The following is a 20,694-nucleotide window of genomic DNA, read 5'->3' as shown; positions in this document are numbered from 1 at the left end:
CTGTACTGTTTCGGGAGCGCGCAGTGCACCACTCTGGTGCATTCTGATCACATGCGGTTGACCTTTGCTGGGGCCTCCGCAGCTCACCAACTAGCGCTCAGATGCTCCCCGCCTTCCTGTGAATAAGCGGGATAAACGGGCATTTACTCATCGATGCTCGCATAACGTGCCATTCTCTGCCTTCAGCGAATCACCTTGCAACTGGGGGTAAAATGCCTGGGGTAATGCGGCTCCGCGTCTGGGACGTGGAGCATGGGGCGTGCGCGATGGTTCAGCACGTGACACCGACACTTGGGGGCGATCTCGGCGGAAGGCTGGCGATGATCGACAGCGGCGATACACACGACTGGACTCCAGCGGAGTACATCACGCGAACGCTTGGCCGATACGAGCTCGATTATCTATTCATCACGAACGCCGACCAGGACCACATGAGCGGCCTTCAGAGCCTGTGGGACGCTGGAATCAACGTGACCGTCATGCATCACAACCCGACCTTTGGGCCTCAAGCGTTCGAGGCGGTGAAGCGCCAGAGTGGTCCCCTGACAAGCGACGCGAAGCGCTACATGCAAAACCTCGGCACGTTTACCGCGCCGATCCAGAACCCGTTCAACACCAGCATGGGGGGCATCACGGCCACCATGTTCTACAACTCTTGGCCGCAGTTCCAGACGACGAATGACCTGAGCCTTGTCGTGTTTATCAAGTTTGGCCCATTCGTCATTCTATTTCCTGGCGATCTAGAGGGACCAGGCTGGCGAAACCAGCTGCTTAACCCCTTATTTCGCGCGATGCTCACTAAAGTTGATATCCTCATCGCCTCGCACCACGGCCGAGACAATGGGTACTGCGAAGAAATCTTCACCTATTGCCGCCCACGGGCAGTCGTGATGTCGGACAAGGCCATCGTGCATGATACCCAGAACATGGCCCAGGCGTACCGTAACCAGGTGACCAAGCACTACCCCAACGGCGTTTCCGTGCGCAGCTCGGGGCGCAACAGGCACGTGCTCACCACGCGTCGCGACGGTTGGATTCAGTTCGAAGTGGATGATGGCGGCACCTTCTACATCGATACCGAGTACCGGAGATGAAAAGCCGCTCCGATGCCCTGAAGGCCGCGAACATCAAATGGCTGGTCATGCTGGCCGTGTTCGATGCCGCCGTGGTGTTGTTCTTCGTCGCGCCCGAGTTGGTGAGCGCCAGCACGATGGCCATCCTGCGAGCAAGCTCGACGGCTGTTTTGCCGGTTGTGGTCCTTCTGCTTACTGGCCCGCTCTCGCACGATGCCAAGGCGAGGCTGGTCTACTGGAGGATCGCCAACCCGCTCCCAGGCAGCCGGGCATTTTCGGAATACGCGCCGGCGGATGCCCGCATTGACATGAAGGCGCTGGCCAAGAACGTCGGCGCGCTACCGACAGATCCAGGCGAGCAAAACGCGAAGTGGTACAAGCTTTACAGGCTGGTGGGCGCTGATCCTGCAGTGGCGGACGCGCACAAGATGTACCTGATGTATAGGGACATGGCGGCAATGTCGTTGCTGTTGATTCCGCTGGTGCCAGCCGCGCTTTGGTACGCCGGGGCACCGCCGGCAAGTCGATGGATCGCTGGCGGCCTGTTCGCCCTGCAGTACGTGGTGTGCGCCATCAGCGCGCGTCACAGCGGCACGCGCTTTGTGTGTAATGTTTTGGCCGTCCACTCGACGACGAGGGTGAAGCCCAATCCTGTGCAGCGCTAGTACGCCTTACGCGCATAGCGACGACGAAGGCGCGCTTTCGAATGATCGCGGTAGCCCGGCGCAAGCGCGATGACGACGGCAGCTTCCTCCATTCGGCGCAAATCGCGACGCGACGGTGCACGGACGTACCGGATGCCCCTCGAAGAGCCTCAAGCCACCTTCTCCCTTGAGGAAAGCAGCGGCACGCCTCATTGAGGTCCGCTCGTTGGGGCACAGCGGACTAGATTTGCTCACACTGAGTTCTTCGCATTTTGACCCGGTGCAGACATTGGCGATCGCGAGGCTCGCGCCGGGTCTCTCGCCACCTTCGGCTCTCGGTTGCGGAAGACTGCCGACCACGTGTTCTGGCATCTTGCGTCCTGCGCGTGCTTGGAAATTCAGCGATCGCGAAGTGCTACAGCCTCTTGCTCCTCGGCAGGAGCGGCTTCGTTGGTCCGCACAAATACAAAACGGGACGCCACGGGGATCTGTGCGTCGGCGCTGCCATCTTGGCCGATGAGAATTAGTCCCGCTCCGCCATTAGCTACATTTAAGATGACAGGAGCGCCCTTCCACGTCCTGATTGGCTCCATTCCGATGATAAGAAATTCACCCATCGGCTGGTCAAAATATTGAAGCCTCAGCTGTGGCCCGACTTCTGCCGCCGCAAGGCCAAAACCCAACTGTTTGGCGCGCGCATAGATGTCCGTCAGCGACGCAGTATCGGTCTGAAACCCCAGTTCGGCTGCCGACACCGCAAAAAGCTCTACGTTTGTTTTCGTGACGCTAAGGGTAAAGGTCGGTCGCGCGAGAATTTCGCCAGCCGAGTTTCCGATGCCGCAACCTGCCGCATCCATTGCGTTGCTAAGGGCAAAGAAATTTGCAAACGTCCCGATTGTGATCTTCTTCCACATGGGGACATCGACGGCGGATTTGATTAGAAGTTGCGGCCTATCAGCTGGGGGAGCTTTCTTGAGCTTCAGTTGGTTCTGCAGGACATCTCGCGCCGTGCATTGAGCTCTGGCTTCGCTCGCGAATAGGAGAGTGCATGCGGTACAGAGCGTCGCAACGATGAGGATGCCACCATGGCGCCATCCTGGCGAATGACACTGTATGGCATGGCAACTGATTTTCTTGCCAGCTGTTCGGTCCATAACGGACCTCTTTTGCGCAAATGCGCGCTAAAAACTTTAGACTATCACTTCACTATGGTCGGCCCGTTCACATCGGGAAGCCGTCGTTCTCGCAGCCTGTAGAAGTTAGTCCCGGAAATCTCGCAAAGGTTCAGGGACGATAGCGCCGGATGACGAGCTCACTATAGGTCAGCGTGGGTGCACTTTTGGCGGCAAATCTGCCGGGTCCGCTGCTGGCCCTTCGCGGACCTCGTGCAATGTCCGCTTGCGCGCCGCTGTCGGGAGCATTGCGGACATCAAACGCGCCTTGGACGGCACGTAGGATCAGTGTCGCGACGAAGCCAACGAGATCAAATAGTTTGGTCATCGCATGCCCTTGTGAAAAGGTCGCCAAGCGAAGCCGCCGCTACATCCACGGTCGACCTCGCCGGCTCCCCCGAGCGCTCGCAGTTGGATGGGCTGCACGCGCTTGAAGGAAAGAAGTTAGCGGCGGGGGCGCCAAAGGGAGATCAAAACGCCCCCCGCCGCCGGGCGCGACCACCGGCTCCCCAATGGAGAGAAGCCGCCGATGCGGGTCGCGAGCCGTGTGTTCACACCACCGCGCCCGTCAAAGGATTTCGCCAACTCGCACCATCGAACACGACCACCGCGCTCAACGTCGTGTCGACGTGCAGGTCGCGAAGGCTAGGATTTCCCGGTCTCGAAGAGGTCGCGCCGCTGCTGCCGACCGTGAAGAGTCCGGTCACCGACAATGACCCAGGAGTGTCGCCGCTGGTTCTGGTTGCGCTCGAGCTTATCTGCGCGGCGTCGCCGGTAGCGAAGCCCGGGACGTCGACAAACGCACCGGCGGCACAGGAATAGTACCTGCGGGCTTGCGCCGTGCCGATGTCAGTCGGCCCTGCGGCTGCGTTGACGACGGCGTTATTGTTGATATTCAGCATGCGCATTGTCATTGGTTCTCTCCTTTGAAACTTCACTTCACGCGGCGAGTGCCCGCGACGATGATCCTGTCCAAAAATGCCCTGTCGCTCATAACCGCTTGAACGGCGGCGATGATCTGTTCTCGCGCTGCGCGGACGGCGAGGAGGTCGGACTCTGCGGCGAGCGCGGCGCCGTCGAGTTTCCCGGTGGCGATCTCGAACTGACGCTGAACCTCAGGGGCAAGCTGCCCCAGGCCGATTTCAACCCCGGCCACGACAATCGCATTATCGACGCGCCTTACCCGCACGGGCTTGTTGTTGATCGGCACCGTGAACTCGGTCCACTGCGCGTCATTGTGGTGCCGATTGACCCCGAACGTGCCGGATCCTGGTCGACCACGATCGGCTGCTTTTGTCAGCGCGGCGCGCTCGATATCCGCAATAGTTACATCCTTCTTTAGTGCGCCAGTCTCGACCAGTTTATTCATCCTCATGATCAGAAGCTCCTTGTGTCAGGGCGATGCCGCAACACTGCGTCGCCGACCGCGGATGACGGGTCGACCTCTTTGGTGGGTTTCGACAATGGTGCCAGGCCGCGATCGCCTTTGCTGCCGTCGGTGGACTTGTCCGCGACGCCGAATGAAGGCGGAGCCGGCATCGGTCCGCAATGCTGGGCCATCCACCACATCCGAAATTCAGGAAAGGCCGCGTCTCGGCGGTCCAAGGCTTTTTTTAGTTCGCCCTGCGTGGCAATCATCTCACCCTGGATCGAACTGATCGAGCAGATGTGCTTTGAAATCGTCTTCGAAAGCTCTGAGAGCTCAGTAAAATCGCGGGTGAGACCGTCGAAGCTGCTCGCGAAGGCGCTGGTTGTTAAGCTCTGCCGGCTTTCGCGCGATAAGCGCTTCATCAGGGAGGTTGCGCTTTTGTCGAGCCCGTCGCAGCTGCTCGAGAATTTTTGGAGCTGTCGCTGACGTCGTTGTAGCTGCTCCTGCAATCGTTCGATCGCTGTTTGACGCTGATTTTCCAGGTCGCAGAGTTTCCTAGACAGTTCGACGGCTACGTCCGTCTCAACCTCATAGGTCGTTTTGTAGGCCATTATGGCAACTCCAATCCCTCCGACTCGTTCGACGATGTTCATCACGGCGTCCTCAGATCTGCCCCAGCAAGGCCTCGTTAGCCTTCTGCCAGGCGAGACTGTTGCGGCCGCCCATGATCAGGTCTCTGAACTCAGCCGGAAACAATCGAACCACACGTTTGCCGTCGACCTCTTCGGCGTTGATGAGCCGGCCACGTCTGGTCTGGATCTGCGACGTGTCGTCGGGGACGACGACTAGAATATTGCCAGTCAATTCTTTCGGCCGCGACGCTGCCGCGCGTGCCTCACTTTCGAGCTCGCTCCGTCGCCATACGAGCCGCGCGCGCTCGGCAATATCCGCGTCGCTCGTCGGCGACACTGGCAACCGCATTAACGCGGCGTCGATCTGTGCGATAGTTTGCATCATCTAATCTCCTGATCGAAACTCCACCCATACTTTGGGGCCTGGATGTCGTCATAGTCGGTGTTAAACCGGTTAGGCTCTTCGGTGAGGCGTCGATAAAACTCGATCCAGCCGGCGGCACCGGATAGCGGCGTCGCGAGTGCGACCAGACAACCCGCCACAACCAAGGCGACGTCGTCGTGGTGGCCGCCACGTTGCGGGTGGTCGATAACCTCGCGACCGCCGCTAAGGCAGCGCCTTTCGAGGTTGGCAAATTGGCCTATCATCCTTTCGTTATCGATCAGCCGAGCGCGTTTGGACGTCAAAAGCGGCAGGCTCTCGCGGTAGATATCGGAGCGGTTCTTGTCGCTGTATTCGAGGGTGATGCCGTGCCGCTGAAACTCGGCTGCAACAAAGTTGAGACCCCAGCGATCTCCCATGGTGCGAGTAATGCCATAGCTGAGCAGTGTGCTCGAAATTCGAGAACATGCATCCGGCGGCGAGAATGGTGGAGCAATCTCGACAATGCAGTCGATGACGAAGGTGTTGTCGTCGACGCGGTGCCCGACACACGCGCACATCGAATCCTTGCCGGCGCCGCTTGATGCATCGATCCATGACTGATACTGGACACCGGCCTGATGGGGCCGCACGGCGATGCCTCGATCGACACAGGCCTCGATCTCTTGCCGTGTAATGTAGCTGGCGAGATCGTCGCGCCACTGACTGAACCATTCCGCCTTGGCGGCCTCGGGATCATCAGCAAGCGCCGCATCAATCGTCGCCTGCGAGATCAGCGGATTGAGCTGGGGGGCCGTGGCCCTGACCACCAACACGTTAGGATCGTCGGTTCCGTAGTACTTCTTCCAGCGCTGGTACAACAAACCGTCGCGCTTATAAGCCGATGAGATCATGACAATCATGGCCTCGTCACCCAGCGTCGCCATCGCAGGCTGAATTGCGCGGTGAACCTCGACGTCCGGACTGGCTGAGTTTTCCGAAGGCCAGAAGGCGGTTTCGTTGAAGATGGCGAGCAACACGGTGCGGCCGCGGACCAGTTTGAAGTCGGCGGTTGCGACGACGATGTCGACGCCGGACGTCAACTCAAGGCCGTCGAGCGTTTCTCTTCCGACCATTGCCGCCAGCGGCGGGATCTCGGCGAAGTAGCCCTTGACGTAATTCAGTAATGATCGCGCCTGCGAGCGATCGGCGCCGAGCAGCATCACAATCGGCCGTTCGCCCGGCCTCACCTTGCCGTTCGACCGAAAGGTCGTCGCCATGTAGGCGCCAAGGAATGATGCCACCGAATCCTTGCCGGTGCGGCGAGCGGAAATGATGTCCAATTCCTTCACGCGCCTGCCGGGCGGTTCGCGGCCCGTGACGGAGCGAAAGAATTCGACTTCGGAGGGCGACATCGACAAAGCGAAGGCGCCGCGCAACACGGCGCGCCAGCCATCCCAGGATGCGCCCGCAAACATCGCCCCGAACAACCTCGGGTCGGACATCGCGGTTACGATATCGGGGAAGCCGGTGCGCTTCATGGCGTGCACCGCCTCCTGGCGAGGCCGAGCAAATCGCGCAAGGTGACCGCTTCATCGGCGCGAGGCAGGCGGCTGATCCTCAGTTCGCCATTCGAGCCGACGCCGAGCACGCCGCTGTCAAGCAGCCGGCGGGCTGACATGGCTGAGGTCCTCTGCTGGATCGAGACCTGAAGAACTCCGTGAAATGGCCGGATCTGTCCCAGCGATCCGACGATCGCGATCAGGTGGCCATCGAGCATCCGACGATGCTGCTCGTGAGCGTCGAGAACATCGCAGACGGCCTGCAGGCGGCGTGTCGGTGATGCGCTCACGGCTGACCGCCTTCCGCGCTGGTCTGGTTCCACCAGTCCTCTAAAGACGGAGGGGCGGACTTTGCCGGTCCCGGTGGTGCCGGCTTAAAGCCGGACTGCCTCAACAGCTGCGCAACAATGCGGCGCTGCTCGAGCGCGGACTTGCCAAGGGTCTCGAGGCGCTCCGCCTCCACCTGCATCGCCGCAATGGTTTTCGCCGCAACCCTGTCGGCTTCGCCAGGCTCTCGGCCGAGACCGGCGAGGAGACCGGCGGCGATCTGCTCGCGCTGCGCGGCTCGCATGGCCTGCAATTCTTTCCAGCGCGACCAGCCCCGAAGAGGTGCTGGTTTCGTCGGATGGTCGGTTGGGGCGTTCGGCATGACGTTCGGCATAGTGCGAACGTAACGCGAACTTCCTATTTTCCAAAATTACATCTTCGTAATTATTGTTAAAAATCAACGACTTATGCACGAGTTGCGTGCAGCCGGGTCCCCATCGAGCCCAGCGTAAGGGATGCTGGAATCGACTAGCCTGCTGCGCAGGCTGGGCGGCAACACAGGGGGACACTTGTTGCTGTACGAAACCTACGCAATCGCAATTGATGTCGCGGGGATCGTCGTCTTCGCGGCGTTAGTCGCTGAAAAGCGAACGAGTCGGCATCGACGCCGGTGGCCGCCCGGCTAACGCAACAAACGGGCGGTCGCTGGTCGAATTGCGCAGATCCTACTGAGCGCGCCTGAGGCCAGGATGCATCCAGTAATGCTCGCCAAGCTTGGGGACGTCGTCGTAGTTGATCCGGTCCCAGCGGATGTCATTTGAGGCTGCCCTCATGAACGAGATCCGCAGCATCTCCTGCGTCGATTCATTGCCGCGGACGTCGCGAAATGGCCCGCTCTCCCGAAAAACGATCGAATCGACTTGCGGAAATTTGGCGAAGACCGCCGGGATCAATCGCGCGGTGTTGATGTTGAAGCCGCTAACAGCAGTGCCAGCCGTCAAAACGGAATCGACCGTGCGGTTGATCGCCAGCACCCCTTTTTCAAAGGTCACCTGCAACTTGCCACTATCGATGAGGGCCGCCGCGAGTTGCTCGGGCGTCGTGGCCTTCTCGATCTGCGCGCGACGCTCGCTGTCTCCAATGACGCCATTGAGCGCGGCCAGCCCGACGAGTGCCACGAACAAGATCAAGAGGACTTTTTTCATTGCAGTCCATATCGGCGGGATTCAGTGCGCGAAGGCGTCAATCAGAAGCTTGCAGGGTTCGCTGAGGTTTCCAAGCTTCTTGTTGACCGTCAGCAGATTACAAACGCCTTTGAGAGCGCCTTGAGCTACCGGATCGCTTGCCTCGGCCAACGTTTTCTCGGCCTCCTCCGGGTTGAGCGCCATGGGGCAGTACATGCGGGACAACCGGTAGAACTCTGGCCTGGTCGTCAATCCGGTCATCTCGACGCATAGGGAGGCGGTGTCGACCCAAGAACCGTCTTTGGCACAGCTCAACCGCCGGCTGGTCAAGAGGCCCTTTTCGCCCGTCGAATCGATGTTGTCGATCTTAATGCTGGGACACTCGCATCGCGTCGATCCGACGCTGAACTTCTGATTGGCATACATGCAGCCGTCGTCTGCGAACGCAGAGAAGGGAAATGCACCCAGGGCTAGCGCGACGATGATTCTCTTCATGCCGGGCATGTGGCCTAGCCGTGATGGGGAATGCAACGGATCTCGGCGGATAACTCGCTGAAATCGTCGCCAAGCCACTGGAGAGGCCCTGCAGTTTACCGGGCTCGAAAGGCCCGGCCGAGGCGCGCGCCAACGCGCCAGCGGCCACGCTCGCGATGTGCGGTGGTGATATGGTTGCCGAATTTTCCCGATTCAGTTACGAGACTCGAAGCAAACAAGAAGACCAGCCGCCCGATGACACAAGAAAAGCAAGAAGACGTATTCGGAATAATTGAGTTCCCGGGCCGTGCATTCAGCTGCACGGTACACGACCGATCGGAGACCTTGGCGGTTCTGATAGTCCCTTCCTCCGCCGGTCTGCCTCGTGACTTCGACTTGCTCACCAATGGGGAGCGCTTATGGTGCCGCGCGCTATGGCGCGAGGAACAGCGGATCGGCGTCAGGTTCGTGTGAGCCTCGTCGAGCAGCGTCACACACCTGTCATAGACCGTGTGGCTAACTGGCCTGTATGGAGCGATTTACGATTGCCACGGACCTAGGCGCGATCGTCGGTTTCGCGGTGGCGCTGCTGGTCAGCAAGGGCGGCGCCCGGAGGCGGCCCCGCGGAGAGTGACGGTTCTCGAGGACCTACGGCCGCGCTTGGCGAGGCCGCAACGTCGCTGATCGGGTTTGCAGAGAAGACGCCACGCGCTGGGGGCGCCGCGCTCGCGGGTTGCTCCGGCGATCAGCGGAAGGTCGTCGACGCCAGCCATTAGGCGAGTGCACCGAATCGGAATAGCAACACGCCAGGGAATAGATCGGTGCTTTGTGTGATCCTGTTCACATGCGGCGCGGCGAAGGTGTGGTACCGCGACGCTATTCAACGGAGGGCTCGATATTGCCCGCCCTGTTCGATTTTCTATACCGCGAATATTGCCGCGCGCGCCTCGTCGAGATGCGCAAACAGCTTCTGCTGAGTCGGACGAACAGCCCCGAGTCCACGGAAGCGGATGGCAACATCAGCTCTGACGGCGCGAATGACCGGGATAGCAACGTAGGCGACTCGCAGCTCGAAGACGACAAAGCCGGGCCAAGTTAACCGCGCTTCCAAATGCAACGGGTCGCGATGAGCAACCCACCGAAAATCAGCCCGCCAGTCGAACATCGCCGATGCCAATAGCGGCCCTGTCGCGCCTTCTGAGCAGCCCTTTTTGAGACCGAACTTCCGGGCCAACGGAGGCGCACCAACGCACGGGCGTGGCGCGCTGGCGGGTAGAGTATGGGTTTCGAGTATCTAGCTTTGGCTATCGCGCATCGATCTCTCGCTCTGCCGCCAGCCAAAAATCTAGGTCGCGCCCCGTCATAGGCCGGCCGCCTTGCTCCCAGAGCTCGTAAGCGCGGTCACTGATCCGTCTTTGCCGCAAGCGGTTAAATAGTCTCCTCCTAATTTCTTTCGCAAACTCCAATGGAGTTGCGGTGATCTCACCGCGGATGTAGCCAGCTGCCCGGGTAGGCAAGATCTGATCTGCTTTTCGAAGTTTTTCCATCGCAGTTGGGTCCGTCCAAACTATCCAGGAAATTATGCCTGTCGTCGTCCGATCATCGCAATAGATTTTGCGAGTTTTCCTCCAGCGGTTGGGGCTAACCTATCGGCTGGGGGCCAGGCGGTATGGCCTCACGCGGCCTTCTGAGCGCGCTTGGCGATCTTGGCGACGGTGGCGCGGCTGCAGCCGGTAGCTGCCTGTATCGTGCTCCAGGATTGGCCCGCGGATATCATGCGGCCGATAGCGGCATTGCGCTCAGTGTCTTCCGGGCGGCCCTTGTACTTGCCCTCAGCCTTCGCCTTGGCTTGCCCCTGGGACTGACGACGACGGCGGTCGTCGTAGTCCTTACGGGCCACCGCGGCGAGCATGTCCAAAAGCATGTCGTTGATCGCCGAGAACATCCGGCCGGTGAAGTCGTCGGCCTTAGCGGCCATCATCCATGAAGTCGGCAGGTCTAGCGCCACCACGCGGATCTTCTTGGCGGCTAGCTTGGCCTTCAGCCCTTCCCAGTCGGAAGCGGTGAGGCGCGACAAGCGGTCAACCTGTTCGATGAGGAGGATATCGCCTTCGCAGGCATCGGCCAGCAATCGGAACAATTCAGGTCGGGCCAGTTTGGCGCCGCTCTCGTTCTCGACGTACCAGGCGACGATCGTCAAGCCGCGTTCGACGGCGAAGGTCTCGACCTGGGCGCGCGCCCTGGTCGCGTCCTGCTCATCGGTGGAGGCTCGCAGGTAGGCTCGGACGAAGCACATGAAACGCTCCTTAGTTCAATTTGGATGGTTCATATGGTATCGGTTCATTTTGAATTGTCAAACTGAATTATTGAACCGCAGGAAAGATGGTTCGATTGAGGCATACCCAAACTGAACCGTGAAACCTCCGCCCCCTCGTCAGTGTTGTAGGTCCATGGGGCGATCCGAAGGTTGGTCGCCATGGAGATGGATCTGACGGAGCGGCTTTTGATCGGATTGGCAGTCCTGTCCGGACTATTCCTATGCGGGGCCGTGGCCGCCCTGTGGTCCGTCGGCAGTTAGGAACGTCGGGCCGGCGCCGGCCGAACAGGCTGCCGGCATTCTCGCCGGAAAAAAATCAGAGGCGGCGCGTGCCGCCGGAGGCGTGGGGCGCTATTCGCCGCTATCGATCACCTTATGAACGTGGCTGATGCGGTAGCCCTTTGGTTCGCCATCGACCAATTGAACGTCTACGTCGACAATGAAGGTGGTGTCCTTGAGCGGATTTGTGTGACCCTGAACCATCTGCTCTTTAAGATCCGCATCCTTAAGGAAATATACGGGCAGCGGCCTATCTGAGACGGCCGGAATGATGGCCTTATCGGCTGTCCGGCCGGAACTCTTGCCGGCGGCCCGGCTAGCTTGTTGGAAGAATAGCATTGCCTCGTGGATCGTTCTCACGGACGGATGCTCTTCCTCCGGAGGCGGAAGGATCGGCTTTGCGAGTTCGGCGTCGATGGTCAAGGCAGCGCGATTCAGCTCGTTTTCATCGAACCTATATTCCAAAACAGTCGTCTTTTCGCCGTCACGACGTTCAAAGCGAGCGTGCTGGATTTTCAGATCGGCGCCCCGGCGGCCGGTTAGCGGGCGTACGAATTCACGAATGTCTCGAGCATCATCTTTCGACGGTATGTCGCCTGAGGGCGGTAGCTCATCGCCCGAAAAAGCGCGGATCGCTTTGGCGACTTTCTTCGTGAAGTCCGCGACCACCACCGCCTGGTGCATGAATGGCACGGCCTGCCCGAGCATCACGACATAAGGAACTATTTCGGCGACAATGCTTCCGTTCTCCAGTTTGGAGATAAAGAGTCGGGGCGTGTCGCTGTCGTCTTTCGTTGGACCATGGTGGCGTGCATAGAAGCGTGCCAATGCCGCAAAACTGGCGCCGAGGCCTTCAAGATCTATCGGCCCTCCAGGATCCAGCCGGATAATCATCCGATCTTCGGTCTCTTCGATGGAAGTGGGGGCTGGCGCAACCATAACGTGATAATACACACCACCTTCGTTAAGGAAATCCCCACCTGCTGGCATGGCCAGCTTCGGTGCCTCAGGCGGGCCGAGCAATCGAACCGTCAGCTTGTTCTCGGGGCCCATATGACCGGAGCTAACCTAAAGATCCTCCGGGTAGCTATCCTCAGTCGCCTGAACGATCTTAACGAGACGCTGGCGGGTGCTGCCGAGGTTGGCGATACGCCCGCGGAGATTGATCAGCTGATTGCTGTGCCTGCCGCATTCGTCCAGTACGTCGCAACTCGGGATCGGTTTGCCGTAGTCCGAGGAACGCGTTAGCCAGATCTGCCGGATTGCGGCGGCTACTGCTGGAAGAGGCATCCAGCGCTTACGTGGGTGGGTCTGCTCTTCGTACTGCCGTGGAGGGCAGTCACTCAACAACCAAGCCAACGATTCCACATAGGCGGCGGTGTTGTCGTCGGCCTTCAGACCGAGACCATCAAGCATTACCGCAGCGAGCATTTTATATTCGCGGAAGGTCGGCTTGGTGGTGGTGATGGAGCCGTGGACGGCGTTGAACGCGGTGGTGATGAGGTCATCCTGGGGCAACTCATCGATAAATCCGTGCGCCTCGCAATGGAGAGCCCAGCGCTGAGGCCGGTCTACTGCCTGTTTCAGGGCGATCAGGTCACCGTCGCCGTCGCGCTGGACTAGGCTGCGAGCCTGATAGGCAATCAGTATGGCCTCTTCCATTTCCTCGCCGAGGCGGAAAGGCGCCATCGCCTGGTCCATCACGCGCGCGACGCTGAGCGAATGCTCTGGCAAATCGGATGTGCGAACGATCTTATTCATCGCCCCCCTCCATTGCCCGCTGCAGGTTTGACGGGCGGCCGTGCCATGGCGGCCGGTTCGGCGGAGGCATCTGTATCGAGTCGCCGTTCTGGTCGATCGTGCCGGCGATCGGCGCGGCCGGTTCGTCGGACCACCTGCCCTGCGACAGCCAAGTGCTGGGATGGGCGATGTAGCGTTGCTCGCGGTTCGCGACCTCAGCGGCGTATCTGAGCATGCCGGCCATCAGCTGGCCCGGTGTTGCCTCGCCCTTGTCGACAATGTGCCGGTACAGCATGGCCGCGGCGCCCTTCGCGACCTTGCGTGGGACCTGTGCCCACCATTTCTCGAAGTCGCTGTCGGTGTAGGAAGGACTCTCTGGATCACGGCGCCTGGAATCTTCGTCGACGAGATCGAGCTGGAGAGAGTTTCTCAATTCAATGGGTTCTTCTAAGGGTTCATTCAGAGGGTTTGGCGGCAATGGGTTGCCGGTCACTCGTGCAGATTCTTGCCGGTCACTCTGCTGATTCTTGCCGGTCACTCCTGGGTGAGTGGCAGTGGGTTGCCGGTCACGCGGCTCGTGATCGGCAACAGCTTGCCGGTCACTCTCGCTGTTTTTCAGCTGGAGATGATAGAGGTTCGTTTCCTTCTTGCCGCGCCGCTTCGTGACGAGATGACCGTCGTCGACCAGTGCCGAGAGAGCGTAGCGCACCGTCCGCTCTGGCATGCCGAGATCGCGCGCCAAGGTGGCCTGCGACATCCAGGCCCAGCCATCGTGCTCTCTGCTGAAGTACTTGGTGAGCGCGGTTGCGACGCGCGATGCAGCTGGAGGCAGCTCGCTATCGAAGGCGACCTGCCTGAGCCAATCGAATTGTTTGCGGGTGAAGTCGTCGCCGGAAGCTTGACGGCGCGGGGACGGATTACTAACTTGATCTGTGTTCACTGTCTTCTCCAGTGAATGTGTTGGTGCCGAGCTGGAGTGGTGTCCGGCTCTTATTTTTTAGGCAGCCCCGCGGTTCGCAGCCGTGGGGTTTTGCTTACTGACTTTCAGGATTGCGACCCCTGCGTTTGCCCGTCCCCGGATGCGTCGCGGTCGCTATGTGAGCGGCCCCGTCTACATCGGAAGACCGATTTATGGGTCGCTCGGCTCGAATTTCATTCCATCATGTAAGCTCTGATGCGCTTTCTGCTACTCCCACATTGCGATGGATGCAGCTAGATCGACCGTCACATCACCAGACCGGGTGAGGTTTGGGAAGCGATCCTGAAACGCCTTGCAGATCAATGCAGCGCCAGATTCCCAAAATTTGCAGTTCAGGCCTTTGTTTATAGGCTTTCCTCGCTCCCCTAGGGAGCGCCATTGCCTTGAAGCTAGCTTCGCCTTGAAGCTACCCTCCCTTGTTCTCGATTTGATAGTTCGACCCGCTGGGTGAGCGCTTGTGGCATTGGCGATCAACGTTCGAGCCGATAACAATTCAGCAAGTGAGATCGAGCGGCTGTGGGATCAGGTCGTAGCGTTCGAAGTCGAGCCCTCGATGCGCGCCCTTGGCTACCGGCCACATTTTACATTTGCGATCTACGACTCGCCTGCGATCGACGAAAAGATCGCATGGGCCGCCATGCTGGCGGCCGTTGCTGGCGAAGCGCAATTTCGCATCGAGTTCAAACGGATCCGTTGGTTCGCAGGCTCGCCTCTCGTTCTTTGGGCGGAGCCGAGCTCCAATGAGGCGCTAACCCGTATCCACAGCTCCGTCAGCGCCGCAATCGACCCGGCGCATTGCCATCCTCATTACCGGCCCGGGGCATGGACGCCGCATTGTACGCTCGGCTTGCGCATCGCCGATGAGCGGCGTGATGATGCGATTGCTTTTGCGCGATCGTTTGATCGAAGCATGGAAGTGCTGTTCGACGTGGCAGATTGTGTTGCCTTTCCGCCGGTTCAGGTAATCGCTGAGCAGCGATTGCTCCCGTAGTTGGTTATCGATTCGGAGAGGATGGGTTTCGCGAGTGCTCAACTCATCCTACGTACTACTCAACGCAACCGGCCCGTCATATCCCGAACCCTATCCGCGGCAATAGATCGTCGCTTTATCCGCCTCTGCGATCACTGCGATTGTAATCGCTTCAGGTCGGCAATGGCGGCACGATACTCTCGAAACGAGGTCGGGCATCCGTCTCGCGCGGCTGTAAACTCGTTCCGGGCCGCGACTGTATCTCTGCTCTTGAGCTGAACAATCCCAGCGTAATAGTGGGCCTCGCAGGTTTGATCTGCATTCCTGGCCGAAGCCAGGGCTGCGGCGGGAGTGATCCGACCGACAAGCAATTCGCCAACGGTTCTCGGCCAATCCCTGAGCCGGCCCTTGTCGAGCGCAGTGGACAGCGCGATGTCCGCATCGGCAGATCGTCCCTGCACCCGCGCCACCGATCCCCAAATGACGCCGTAGCCATCGGGATCGGAAAACCGCGCCTCCCGGTCGTAGTCCGAAGCGGCATCCCTGAAATCGCCTCTCCGATAGTACGCATCTCCCCGGGCCGCGTAGTAGTCAGTCGCGACGCGATCGGCCTCCGGGCGACTCACCTCCTGGTCTTTGGCAAAGGTGGTGTTCTTGTCGGGCCCAAGCCTGATGGCATCGGTGAAATCCCGGATCGCCTCGTCCAACCTGTCCTCGGACATATGAATCTGCCCGCGAATGAACCGGCTTGCGGCACCTGAGGGATCAAGATTGATAGCCTCGGTGAGAGAAGCGATTGCGCGTGTGGTGTCGCCCTTTTTGGCCAAGGTCAGTCCCAGCTCGTGATGGGCGTAGTTGTTCTTCGGGTTGAGCCTGACCGCCTCGGTGAAGTCGGCTTGAGCGGCATCCATGTTGCCGAGTGCAAAATTTCCGAAGCCACGCTTGAGCAGCGCCATGGATCTTGCACCAGCAGGCAATCTGGCGTCCTGGGAGAGGCTGCTGCACGCTGCCATCATGCGCGGGACATCAGTGCTGTCCTGACAATCGTCCAGGTCTTGTGGGGTGGCCGCAAACGCGCTCGCTGCCGAGGCGACGATGGAGACGATCAAAGCTGCCCTGCAGCCGATGCGCAGGCCCTGATTTGACATTGCAGACATTTCGCCCCCTTGCACGACACACTTGGCCGATGATCCCGACGCAGGCAGCGCGACCGGCCGTGACGGCAACCTTATAGCGATCTTTTCCATCGTTCTACCGGAAGCTTTTTGGGCCGTTGCCCGTCGGGCAAGGCATGCCGCGAGGTCGCGAGCGCATGCAGCATCGGCATCAGCGGCGGTAGTCGTTCTCCCCAAAATCTGCACTATGCGCTCCGCGCCTCCGGAGCTGCTGCCGGGTCTTCGGAGGTTCTGGCAATAGCATGCGGAGTGACAAAATGAGCGGCTTGGTGATCTCTGGCGGCCGGGTGGTGGATCCCGCGAGCGGCATGGACGCCGTTGGCGATGTGGCGGTGGTGGACGGCAAGATCGCCGCGGTCGGCACCGGCCTCGGCGGCGCCGAGCGGGTGATCGACGCGACCGGGCTCGTGGTCGCGCCGGGCTTCATCGATCTGCACGCGCACGGCCAGTCGATTCCGGCCGACCGCATGCAGGCGTTCGACGGCGTGACGACGACGCTCGATCTCGAGGCCGGCGTGCTGCCGGTCGCCTCATGGTATGAGCGCCAGGCGCGAAAGGGACGCGTGCTGAACTACGGCGCCGCCACCAACTGGGCCTTTGCGCGCATCGGCGCGATGACCGGCTCGAATGCGGAGAGCTCGCTGGAGGCGTTCGGCAACGCCATGCGCGATCGCCGCTGGATGGACAACGTGGCGAGCGATGCGGAGGTCGCCGGCATCCTCGAGCGTCTTTCGCGCGGCCTCAACGAGGGCGGCATCGGCATCGGCATCTTGAACGCCTATGCGCCGGGCGCCGGTGTGCAGGAGTTGACCGCGGTCTGCCAGCTCGCGGCCAGGCAGGACGTGCCGACCTTCACCCACGTCGCCTACATGTCGCGCGTCGACCCCGAAAGTGCGGCGGAAGCCTATATCCGCCTGATCGGCTATGCCGGCGCCACCGGCGCACACATGCACATCTGCCATTTCAACTCGTCGAGCAAGACCGACATCGAGCGCTGCCGCGTGCTGGTCGAAAAGGCACAGGCGCAGGGCCTGCCGATCACGGTCGAGGCCTATCCCTACGGCACCGGCTCGACCGTGCTGGCCGCGGCCTTCTTCAGTGATCCCCAGTTCGTTGAGCGCAACGGCACCGGCTACGACTCGGTGCAGCGCGTGACCGACGGTCACCGCTTCCGCGATCGCGAGGAACTGCTGAAGGCGCAGGCCGAAGAACCGTCCTCGCTGGTGCTCTGGCACATCCTCGATACCGACAACAACGCGCATCATCGCGATCTGCTCGATATGTCGGTGCTGTATCCCGGCGGCGCGATCGCGTCCGATGCGATGCCGTGGACGACGTCGGACGGCAAGACCTACACCGGCGATGCCTGGCCGCTGCCGGATGATGCCACCTCGCATCCGCGCTCGGCCGGCTGCTTCACGAAATTCATCCGCGAATGGGTGCGCGAGCGCAAGGCCGTGTCGCTGCTGGAGGGCGTGCGCAAATGCGCGCTGATCCCGGCGGAGATCCTGTCGCAGAGCACGCCGGCGATGCGCGCCAAGGGCCGGCTCGCAAAGGACGCCGATGCCGATATCGTCGTGTTCGACTACGAGAAGCTCTCGGACCGCGCGACATTCACGGCGATGAACCGCCCCTCGGAAGGCGTGCGGCATCTCGTGGTCAGTGGCCAGCCGCTGATCAGCGATGGCGTGCTGGATGTGACCGCGCGGCCCGGAAAGCCCGTCCGCCGTCCCGTCGTCGAGAGCTGATCCATGCCGGTCCCCATTCTCCTGGTCACGGGCTTTCTGGGGGCGGGCAAGACCACGGTCGTCAACCATCTGCTGGCGAATGCGGAGGGACGGCGTATCGCGGCAATCGTCAACGATTTCGGCGCGATCAACATCGACGCGGAGTTGATCGCGGGTGCGAGCGATGGCGTGGTCAGCCTCGCCAATGGCTGCATCTGCTGCTCGCTCGAGGGCGATCTCCTGCGCACGCTCTCGACGCTGCTTCGGCGCGATCCGAAGCCCGAATATATCGTCATCGAGACCAGCGGCGTTGCCGATCCCGCCGACATCGTCCGCAACCTGATGGACCCCGTGATCCTGCGCGAGGCGCCGCTCGAGACGGTGCTCTGCGTAATGGATGCGGCGACGCTACCGGCGGCCCTGGACGATGCGCTCCATCGTTCGCAATTGCGCGCCGCCGATATCGTGGCGCTGAGCAAGCTCGATCTGGCGGAGGAGAGCGCAGGCGCCCGCATGCGCGAAGCCATCCGCGCGCAGCGCGTCCCCGCCGTGGTGGTCGATGCCAGGCGCGGCGCGATTCCGTCCGCGCTGCTGTTTCCCGCGGCTGTTGATCGTGCGCCCGCGCCGCGCGACCCTGGACCACGACGGCCTTCCGAGGAGCGCTTCGAGACGCTGAGCTGGACCTCGGATCAGCCGCTGTCGCTGCCGCGCCTGCAACAGGCGATCGGCCGTCTTGCGCCAAAGCTTGCGCGCGCAAAAGGCCTGTTCGAGACCGTCGAGCAACCCGGGCGCCAGATGGTGTTTCAGTTCGCCGCCGGCCGCGCGACGCTCGCGCCGGGTGATGCACCGGCGGAAGGCGTGCCGCGATCGCGGATCGTCTTCATCGCCGAGCTCGGCGTGCTCTCGAAGGCCGAGCTCGACGGGATCATGGCGGCGTGTGTTGCCTGCGGGTAGCGTGGTCTGCAGCGCGCATAGGCGCACCCGATCAAATCAGGGGGCGCGTCAATCCTCCACCTGCAGTCCATCCCCGTGCACATACCACTCCGCGCGCGACTTCCAATGCGCATGCCGGTCCGGTGTCATCCCCAGCGGCTCGTCGAATGCGCCGGCATGGATGATCGCCTCGCGCCCGCTGCGCGTGAGGTGTGGCATCGGGCTGCCGCAAATCTTGCAAAACGCGGTCGCAAAGCTTCGCGCGTTGGGCAGGTCGAAGCGCACGACGGATGCTTCACCGCGCAACCATCGCAGCGCTGCTGCCTTCACGATCACCTCGCAGGCATGGGCGGTCCCGGTCGCCTTGCGGCAGCGCGAGCAATGGCAGTTGAGGAAGCGATCGAACGGACCCTCGACCTCGAACGCGACCTCGCCGCACAGGCAGCTTCCCTGGAATGCGGCCATCTCCCTCTCCATTCGGCTCGTCCGGCGTCGCGATCGCTTCGTTCAGCGGAGGTTTGCTCCGGACGTCATCAGACCCTCCGGGCCGGGAATTCTCAAGAGGATATCTGCAGGTCTGGCAGGGTCAGGCAAATTGCGCGATGCCGTTTCCGACGGACCAGTTCTCCGCGGGGGCATCGAGCACGTTGACGAACACGTCCTCGGAGCGGATGCCCGGGTTTTCGCCGAGCAGCTCCGCGATCCGGCGGTACAGCGCCTTTTTCTGCTCCGGAGTGCGCGATGCGAACACGGTGATCTGGATCAGCACGGCGTCGTCGCTGCGTTTGACGCCATAGGCATTGCCGCAGCGGAAGTTTGAGGCGTCATGCTCGCTGATGGTCATGAACTCGTCGCCCTCGGGCACGTTCAGCGCCTCGCGCATGGCGCGGTACAAACCATCGAGGATCGCCTGCCGGTAGGCTTCCGGTTTGCCGGCGCGCATCGAGATGTGAAGGAGAGGCATGGGCGGGTCCCTTTTGGCATGCGGGCCCGATCGGCCAGGGCGCACGCAAGCGCCGGCCGTCGGGCCCATTGACGGAACGGGCTGTCAATCCCAATTAGTTTTTGACACGATGTCGAGAAAACACGTTCTTGACATCATGTCAAATACTTTGCCATGCGGAGGAGCAGGATTTGAGGCCGCGCGAGTTCGACCACGACGACGTCCTGCGCATCGCGTTCGACCAGTTCTGGCGCAAGGGCGTGCGCGGCACGTCGCTGTCGGACATCGCGCGCGATGCCGGTGTTCAGCGCGGCAGCCTCTACAATGCCTTCGGCAGCAAGGAGGCGCTGTTTCTCCAGGCCTATGAGCGTTATGCGGGCGATTATCTCCTCGCCCTGCAAAAGGCGCTCGGCGCGGGCTCATTGCGAAAGCGCCTCACCGCGTTCTTCGAGTTGACCATCACCAACTTCCGCTCGGGCTCGCCGCCGCGGGGATGTCCGACCACGCGCGGATTGATGGAGCTCGGCGCGGCCGAGGGGGAGGGCTTGGACGAAGACGCGCGTCAGGCTTTTGCGGGCCTCATCTCGCGCATCACCATGCTGGTTCAAGAGGCGTTGGCGGCGGGCGCAGAGCGCGGCGAGTTCAATGGCAATCCTGCGGCCGCAGCGCTGCACATCATCACGGTGACGCGCGGCCTTGGTGTGCTCGAACGTGCCTTCGGCGACGAGCCGCAGCTGCGCAAGATCGCGGCTCACACCATCGATCTCGTGCTCGGCAAGAAGGGCGGTTAGGTCAGGCCGCAAAACGACGACCCCAGCGGTGGTGATCTCTGGGGCCGCCTGGAGGTTTTATGGAGGGCATCGAGCACTGCGTCTCCATGCGATGTTGATAGC

General features: G+C 61.2%; 25 protein-coding genes. 6 read left to right on the top strand and 19 right to left on the bottom strand.

Annotated elements, in window-relative coordinates; all coding sequences use genetic code 11:
- Window positions 1-212 precede the first annotated feature (212 nt).
- Together AB7008_RS43085 and AB7008_RS43080 are read left to right on the top strand one after the other, a co-directional pair.
- A complete protein-coding gene (locus AB7008_RS43085; protein ID WP_441260834.1) occupies window positions 213-1,094 on the top strand; it encodes a ComEC/Rec2 family competence protein in 882 nt (293 codons plus the stop codon).
- Complete coding sequence (locus AB7008_RS43080; RefSeq protein ID WP_212451938.1) at window positions 1,091-1,738, top strand: hypothetical protein; 648 nt, start codon at window positions 1,091-1,093, stop codon at window positions 1,736-1,738. Before AB7008_RS43085 ends, AB7008_RS43080 begins: the two co-directional genes overlap by 4 nt.
- Before the next feature lie 377 nt (window positions 1,739-2,115).
- Here the strand turns inward: AB7008_RS43080 and AB7008_RS43075 are convergent, their stop codons facing one another.
- The 16 genes from AB7008_RS43075 to AB7008_RS43000 form a co-directional block, all read right to left on the bottom strand.
- Window positions 2,116-2,871, bottom strand: a complete 756-nt coding sequence (locus tag AB7008_RS43075) for a hypothetical protein (protein WP_441260833.1) — start codon at window positions 2,869-2,871, stop codon at window positions 2,116-2,118.
- Window positions 2,872-3,440: 569 nt separating this feature from the next.
- Window positions 3,441-3,803: a hypothetical protein gene (locus tag AB7008_RS43070; RefSeq protein WP_441260832.1), complete on the bottom strand. Its 363-nt coding sequence runs from the start codon at window positions 3,801-3,803 to the stop codon at window positions 3,441-3,443.
- Between the two features lie 20 nt (window positions 3,804-3,823).
- Complete coding sequence (locus AB7008_RS43065; RefSeq protein WP_441260831.1) at window positions 3,824-4,264, bottom strand: hypothetical protein; 441 nt, start codon at window positions 4,262-4,264, stop codon at window positions 3,824-3,826.
- Between the two features lie 2 nt (window positions 4,265-4,266).
- Window positions 4,267-4,911, bottom strand: coding sequence for a hypothetical protein (locus tag AB7008_RS43060; RefSeq protein WP_441260830.1), 645 nt, complete (start codon window positions 4,909-4,911; stop codon window positions 4,267-4,269).
- A gap of 10 nt (window positions 4,912-4,921) precedes the next feature.
- Window positions 4,922-5,275 carry a hypothetical protein gene (locus AB7008_RS43055; RefSeq protein WP_441260829.1) on the bottom strand — a complete coding sequence of 118 codons (354 nt, stop codon included), beginning with the start codon at window positions 5,273-5,275 and terminating at the stop codon, window positions 4,922-4,924.
- A complete protein-coding gene (locus AB7008_RS43050; RefSeq protein WP_441260828.1) occupies window positions 5,272-6,792 on the bottom strand; it encodes a hypothetical protein in 1,521 nt (506 codons plus the stop codon). The genes AB7008_RS43055 and AB7008_RS43050 overlap by 4 nt, the downstream gene beginning before the upstream one ends.
- On the bottom strand, window positions 6,789-7,103 hold the full coding sequence (locus tag AB7008_RS43045) for a hypothetical protein (protein WP_212504665.1): 315 nt from the start codon (window positions 7,101-7,103) through the stop codon (window positions 6,789-6,791). The genes AB7008_RS43050 and AB7008_RS43045 overlap by 4 nt, the downstream gene beginning before the upstream one ends.
- The gene (locus tag AB7008_RS43040) at window positions 7,100-7,474 is read right to left on the bottom strand and encodes a hypothetical protein (protein ID WP_441260827.1); all 375 of its coding nucleotides are present in this window, start codon (window positions 7,472-7,474) and stop codon (window positions 7,100-7,102) included. Before AB7008_RS43040 ends, AB7008_RS43045 begins: the two co-directional genes overlap by 4 nt.
- 331 nt (window positions 7,475-7,805) lie before the next feature.
- Window positions 7,806-8,264, bottom strand: a complete 459-nt coding sequence (locus AB7008_RS43035; protein ID WP_441260826.1) for a hypothetical protein — start codon at window positions 8,262-8,264, stop codon at window positions 7,806-7,808.
- A 42-nt stretch (window positions 8,265-8,306) separates the two neighbouring features.
- Window positions 8,307-8,768, bottom strand: a complete 462-nt coding sequence (locus tag AB7008_RS43030) for a hypothetical protein (protein WP_441260825.1) — start codon at window positions 8,766-8,768, stop codon at window positions 8,307-8,309.
- Window positions 8,769-9,657: 889 nt separating this feature from the next.
- Window positions 9,658-9,972 (bottom strand): hypothetical protein, encoded by a 315-nt coding sequence (locus AB7008_RS43025; RefSeq protein ID WP_441260824.1) that lies wholly within the window; start codon window positions 9,970-9,972, stop codon window positions 9,658-9,660.
- 70 nt (window positions 9,973-10,042) lie between these two features.
- Entirely contained in the window at window positions 10,043-10,285 is a 243-nt protein-coding gene (locus tag AB7008_RS43020; protein ID WP_441260823.1) for a DUF2934 domain-containing protein, read from the bottom strand.
- Window positions 10,286-10,413: 128 nt separating this feature from the next.
- A complete protein-coding gene (locus AB7008_RS43015; RefSeq protein ID WP_441260822.1) occupies window positions 10,414-11,034 on the bottom strand; it encodes a recombinase family protein in 621 nt (206 codons plus the stop codon).
- A gap of 372 nt (window positions 11,035-11,406) precedes the next feature.
- Window positions 11,407-12,387, bottom strand: a complete 981-nt coding sequence (locus AB7008_RS43010; protein WP_441260821.1) for a hypothetical protein — start codon at window positions 12,385-12,387, stop codon at window positions 11,407-11,409.
- 15 nt (window positions 12,388-12,402) lie between these two features.
- Window positions 12,403-13,095, bottom strand: coding sequence for a hypothetical protein (locus AB7008_RS43005; protein ID WP_441260820.1), 693 nt, complete (start codon window positions 13,093-13,095; stop codon window positions 12,403-12,405).
- Window positions 13,088-14,014, bottom strand: coding sequence for a helix-turn-helix transcriptional regulator (locus AB7008_RS43000; RefSeq protein ID WP_441260819.1), 927 nt, complete (start codon window positions 14,012-14,014; stop codon window positions 13,088-13,090). The genes AB7008_RS43005 and AB7008_RS43000 overlap by 8 nt, the downstream gene beginning before the upstream one ends.
- 496 nt (window positions 14,015-14,510) lie before the next feature.
- Between AB7008_RS43000 and AB7008_RS42995 the strand changes: the two genes are divergently transcribed.
- Window positions 14,511-15,044, top strand: a complete 534-nt coding sequence (locus tag AB7008_RS42995; protein ID WP_441260818.1) for a 2'-5' RNA ligase family protein — start codon at window positions 14,511-14,513, stop codon at window positions 15,042-15,044.
- Between the two features lie 131 nt (window positions 15,045-15,175).
- Here AB7008_RS42995 and AB7008_RS42990 read toward each other — a convergent pair whose 3' ends face one another.
- Window positions 15,176-16,180 carry a tetratricopeptide repeat protein gene (locus AB7008_RS42990; protein WP_441260817.1) on the bottom strand — a complete coding sequence of 335 codons (1,005 nt, stop codon included), beginning with the start codon at window positions 16,178-16,180 and terminating at the stop codon, window positions 15,176-15,178.
- Between the two features lie 275 nt (window positions 16,181-16,455).
- Between AB7008_RS42990 and AB7008_RS42985 the strand changes: the two genes are divergently transcribed.
- Together AB7008_RS42985 and AB7008_RS42980 are read left to right on the top strand one after the other, a co-directional pair.
- The gene (locus AB7008_RS42985) at window positions 16,456-17,946 is read left to right on the top strand and encodes an amidohydrolase family protein (RefSeq protein WP_028159458.1); all 1,491 of its coding nucleotides are present in this window, start codon (window positions 16,456-16,458) and stop codon (window positions 17,944-17,946) included.
- Between the two features lie 3 nt (window positions 17,947-17,949).
- Window positions 17,950-18,879, top strand: a complete 930-nt coding sequence (locus AB7008_RS42980) for a CobW family GTP-binding protein (protein ID WP_441260816.1) — start codon at window positions 17,950-17,952, stop codon at window positions 18,877-18,879.
- A 48-nt stretch (window positions 18,880-18,927) separates the two neighbouring features.
- Here AB7008_RS42980 and AB7008_RS42975 read toward each other — a convergent pair whose 3' ends face one another.
- Both AB7008_RS42975 and AB7008_RS42970 read right to left on the bottom strand, forming a co-directional pair.
- A complete protein-coding gene (locus AB7008_RS42975) occupies window positions 18,928-19,323 on the bottom strand; it encodes a GFA family protein (protein WP_441260815.1) in 396 nt (131 codons plus the stop codon).
- A gap of 121 nt (window positions 19,324-19,444) precedes the next feature.
- Window positions 19,445-19,822 carry a tautomerase family protein gene (locus AB7008_RS42970; RefSeq protein ID WP_441260814.1) on the bottom strand — a complete coding sequence of 126 codons (378 nt, stop codon included), beginning with the start codon at window positions 19,820-19,822 and terminating at the stop codon, window positions 19,445-19,447.
- A 170-nt stretch (window positions 19,823-19,992) separates the two neighbouring features.
- Here AB7008_RS42970 and AB7008_RS42965 point away from each other — a divergent pair, with 170 nt between their 5' ends.
- On the top strand, window positions 19,993-20,592 hold the full coding sequence (locus AB7008_RS42965; protein WP_441260813.1) for a TetR/AcrR family transcriptional regulator: 600 nt from the start codon (window positions 19,993-19,995) through the stop codon (window positions 20,590-20,592).
- Window positions 20,593-20,694 lie beyond the last annotated feature (102 nt).

The organism is Bradyrhizobium sp. 521_C7_N1_3 (genome assembly GCF_052075975.1).
Lineage (GTDB): Bacteria > Pseudomonadota > Alphaproteobacteria > Rhizobiales > Xanthobacteraceae > Bradyrhizobium > Bradyrhizobium japonicum.
Note: the sequence above shows the minus strand (reverse complement) of the source record. Positions and strands in the feature narration are given on the sequence as shown.